The organism is Longimicrobiaceae bacterium (assembly GCA_035936415.1).
Lineage (GTDB): Bacteria > Gemmatimonadota > Gemmatimonadetes > Longimicrobiales > Longimicrobiaceae > JAFAYN01.
This window is the reverse complement of record DASYWD010000208.1, coordinates 1-4,156: the sequence shown is the minus strand read 5'-3', so window position 1 is coordinate 4,156 and position 4,156 is coordinate 1. Positions and strand designations below refer to the sequence as shown.

Annotated in this window: 4 protein-coding genes; 2 read left to right on the top strand and 2 right to left on the bottom strand. The window is 73.9% G+C overall.

Going from position 1 to position 4,156, the window contains the following annotated elements; genetic code table 11:
- Window positions 1-54: 54 nt before the first annotated feature.
- Entirely contained in the window at window positions 55-741 is a 687-nt protein-coding gene (locus VGR37_08165; GenBank protein HEV2147364.1) for a hypothetical protein, read from the bottom strand.
- Window positions 741-2,459 (bottom strand): hypothetical protein, encoded by a 1,719-nt coding sequence (locus VGR37_08160; GenBank protein ID HEV2147363.1) that lies wholly within the window; start codon window positions 2,457-2,459, stop codon window positions 741-743. The genes VGR37_08165 and VGR37_08160 overlap by 1 nt, the downstream gene beginning before the upstream one ends.
- Before the next feature lie 178 nt (window positions 2,460-2,637).
- Here VGR37_08160 and VGR37_08155 point away from each other — a divergent pair, with 178 nt between their 5' ends.
- The gene (locus VGR37_08155; protein HEV2147362.1) at window positions 2,638-3,606 is read left to right on the top strand and encodes a MoxR family ATPase; all 969 of its coding nucleotides are present in this window, start codon (window positions 2,638-2,640) and stop codon (window positions 3,604-3,606) included.
- Between the two features lie 29 nt (window positions 3,607-3,635).
- Window positions 3,636-4,156: hypothetical protein (locus tag VGR37_08150; protein ID HEV2147361.1), on the top strand; the 521-nt coding region annotated here is incomplete at its 3' end.

Here is a 4,156-nt window from a genome sequence, read left to right as displayed (position 1 = left end):
GATCCCGGCGGGGGCTCGCTCCTGCCGTAGCAGGCTGGTCCCTGTTCCCTCCCTTCAGAACAGGACCCCCACCCGGGCGAAGAACGCCCGGTCCGGGAAGGCCGGCGTGGCGAGGAGCGGGTCCAGGTCGGACCAGCTCCCCCCGGCGCCGATCAGGAAGCGGTTCACGCGCAGGCCCACCCCCGCCTCCACGCCGAAGCCGCTGTCCGAGACGTCCAGGTCGTCGAACCCGAACACCTCGCCCGTGGTCTGCGACCAGAGGAACTGCGGCGCCACGTACGGGGCGAGCGTGCGGCCGATCCCCACCGGGAGGGGGAGCTCCAGGACGAGCGCCGCCGGCACGGTGACGTTGGTGTAGCTGCTCCCGCTCCCCTCCTGCGACAGGTACGCCACCCCGGCCCCGGTGCGGGCGCACACCGTGAGCAGCGGGAGCGGGAGCGGCACACGGAGCGCGAGCGCCGCGTTCCCGGTGTGCACCCGGCTGTCGGAGTCGCCCACGCTGCGGAGCAGGTACTCCACGGAGTAGGCCAGCGGGCCGCCGGGGTTGGCGCGGTATCCGACGCCCAGATCCGAGGAGTGGAACTCGCGCCCCACGTCCACCTTGGAGCGGCCTGCCTGCACCTGCACCGCGCGGGCGCGCTCCGGCACCGGGGCGCCGATGCACCCCTGCGCCCACGCCACGGCGGGCGACGCCAGGGCGAGCGCCCCCAGCGCCGCCGTCCTGCGGAGAGTGGCTTTCATCAGCGTGTCCTCACGATGGAGACCCGGAGCGCCTGGGGGATGTCGCGGTCGGGCGTCGCCATCCGGATCCCCACCCGCCCGCCCGGGGCGATCCCGAAGCGGAAGAAGGCCGCCCCGCCGCCCAGGAGGCTCACCTGCGCCGGCTCGTTCGCCCCCAGCCGGATGATCTCGAGCGGGAAGCGGCGGTCCCGGTCGAAGAAGGGCATGATGTCGCGGAAGTTCCAGCTCGGCTGCATGTACTGCGGACCCACCGCGGGCACCGCGTCGTCGGTGTACACGGAGAGCGTCCAGTCCTGCATCCAGTCGATCGCGCTCGCGCCGATCCGGGCCGACACGTTGGCGACGCCGGTGGTGTTCGAGTTCACCAGGTTGAAGAAGAACGCCTGGTCGGGCCCGGGCTCGCGGTCGGCGGCATAGCGCAGGAAGGCCCACGACGCGCCCCGGGTGGGGAGCTCGTCGATCCCGATCAGCGAGTTGCTGTCCGGCTCCTCCAGGTACAGCAGGTAGCGGACGAGGTTGTCCAGGATGTAGGTGTTCGCCGCGTCCGCGTTCCGCTGCAGGTCCTGGAGGCGCAGGTTCTGCCGCGGGGCGAGCCCCGAGACGCGGTAGAAGACCAGCTCCTCGGCGACGTGGGCGAGCCCCTCGTCCAGCCAGGTGTCCTCCAGCGGGGCGTCCAGCAGGTAGATCCGGCGCGAGGCGCTGATCAGGTGCTCCATCTCGTGGGCGAGCGTGCCGAGGGCGCCGCGCCGCACGTTCTCCTTGGAGAAGCTCCCGCCGCGCGCCGGGTCCGGCGCCAGGACGTAGAAGATCTCGGCGGCGTTGCTGAACCGGCACCCCTGGTAGCGCTGCGTCCCCTGCGGGGGGATCAGGTCGCCGGCCCAGAAGAAGCCGCCCACCACGCCGCTCGAGCCGGGGGGCGTGAGGTCGTTCACGGCCCGGGTGAAGTAGATGATGACCCGCCCGCCGCTGTTGTCGATGTCGGTGGGCGCCCCGTAGGTGGTGGTGACCACCGGGAAGACGGTGTCGTCGAAGCGGTCCGCGAACGCCTGGTACTCCGCGTCCGTGAAGCCGCCGGCCGGGTTCGCCACGTCGTGGACGACCACGGCGCGCTGCGACACGGCGGCCACGCGCCCGGGGCGGACGTTCTGCGCGTTGCACGCGGAGACGCCGGGGACGTCGAAGTTGGGGACGTTGATCCGGAGGATCTCCCCCACCCGCGGGACCGCCTGCGCCGCGGCCTCCGGCGGCGCGGCGGCGACGTTCGCGCGGAGTCCGGTGGGGGCCGTCCTCCGCAGCGCCGACGCCTCGCGGTGCATCCGCTCGCGCAGGCGCATGTGCAGCGCGTCGCCCGCCGCCAGCTCCTCCGGGCTCCGCATCTCCCCCGGCGCGCCGGTGGGCGCGCGGGAGGCGGAGCCGCCCGGCTCGGAGGCCGTCTGCACGTTGCCGCCCAGCGCGCTGACCCGCAGGCGGGCCCGGCCGTTGGAGGAGGCGTAGAAGGGGACGAGGGTGAACTCCGCCTTGTCGGACCCGCCCTCCAGGCAGAGGATCTCTCCCGCGGTGCCCTTGAACTGGAGCACCTCCCCCACCTCCAGCGAGCTGCCGGCGCCGAATAGGCAGGGGAGGAAGGAGGCGGCGCCCTCGGGCGCCACGGGGCCGGGGGCGTCGGAGCAGGCCGCGGCGGCCACGAGGGCCAGCACCGCGAGGGGGCGCGCTTTCATGGAAGGATGGCTCGGGTTGGGTCCGGAGCCGGTCCGCGGCCCCGTGATCGGTGGTCTCCACGGCGCCGTCGCAAGCGGCGGGCCGCGCGGTGCCCCGGGTGGGCGGCCCTGGCCGGCGGCCGGGATCCTGGGTACGTTTGAAGGGTTCTATCCTCCTTCCGAACGATTGTTCCCCACGATGCAGAACGCACCCGCACTTCCCCTGCGCGGCGTGGACCTCCACGCCCTGGACCGCCTGGTGGACGCCGTGTGCACGGTGTTCCGCGGCCGCCGCGAGACCGTCCGGCTGGCCGTGGCCTCCCTGCTGGCCGGGGGGCACGTCCTGTTCGAGGACGTCCCCGGCGTGGGGAAGACCACGCTGGCGCGCGCGCTCGCCACGGCCCTGGGGCTGGCCTTCCGCCGGATCCAGTTCACCAGCGACCTCCTCCCCTCGGACGTGCTGGGCGTCTCGGTCTACAACCCGCGCCTGCAGGAGTTCGAGACGCGCCCGGGCCCGGTCTTCACCCAGGTGCTGCTCGCCGACGAGATCAACCGCGCCCCGCCGCGCACGCAGAGCGGGCTGCTGGAGGCCATGCAGGAGGGGCGGGTGACCGTGGACGACCGCACCTGGGAGCTGCCGCGCCCCTTCCTGGTGCTCGCCACGCAGAACCCGCTGGAGCAGCACGGCACCTACCCGCTCCCTGAAAGCCAGCTCGACCGCTTCCTGATGCGGCTCACCGTCGGCTACCCGGAGGCGGCGCGCGAGCGGGAGATCCTGCTGGGCGCCACCGCTCGCGACCCGGTGGAGGCGCTCGAACCGGTGATGACCCCCCCCGGAGTCCTGGAGCTGCAGGCCCGGGTGGACGGGGTGCACGCCGACCCCGCGCTGGTGGACTACCTGATGGAGATCGTGCAGGCCACGCGCTCCGACGGCCGCCTCCGCGCCGGCGTCAGCACCCGCGGCGCCGTGGCCCTGTTCCGCGCCGCCCGGGGCTACGCCCTGGTGGACGGCCGCGAGTACCTGGTCCCCGACGACGTGCGCCGCCTGGTCGTCCCCTGCCTGGCGCACCGCGTCCTCCCCGCCGGCCTCTCCGCGGGCGCCGCCGCCCACGACGAGGCCGCCGCGGTACTGGAGGAGATCGTCGCCCGGATCGAGCTGCCGATCTAGCAGGAGTGCCCCTTTTCCCTGACCCTTCGTTGTTCCGCACTTTCGCACTTCCGCGCTTTCGCACTCCCTCCCGGCGGCTGCGCTTCACCCGCCCCGGGTGGATCGTGACCGTGGGGTCGCTGGTGCTGGGCGTGGCTGCCATCGGCACGGGGAACAACCTGCTCTACCTCCTCCTGGGGGCGGTGCTCGGGTTCATCGTGCTCAGCGGGTGGATGTCGGAGCAGACGCTGCGCGCCCTGCACGTCCGGCGGCGCGTCGGCGCGGGCGCCACGGCGGGGGAGCCGGCGCGGATCGCGTACGAGGTCGCCAACCGCAAGCGGCGGCTCCCCAGCTTCGCGGTGGAGGTGGGCGAGGCGGAGCTGCCCGGGCGGGGGTGGATCGCCGCGCTCGCGGCGGGGGAGCAGGGCACGGTGCGGGCGGAGCACACCTGGGAGCGGCGCGGCGTGTACCCGCTGCGGACCGTCGTCCTCGCCACGGCCTTCCCCTTCGGGCTCTTCCGCAAGGAGCGCGACCTGGAGCTCCCCGGCGAGACGACCGTGTGGCCGCGGAC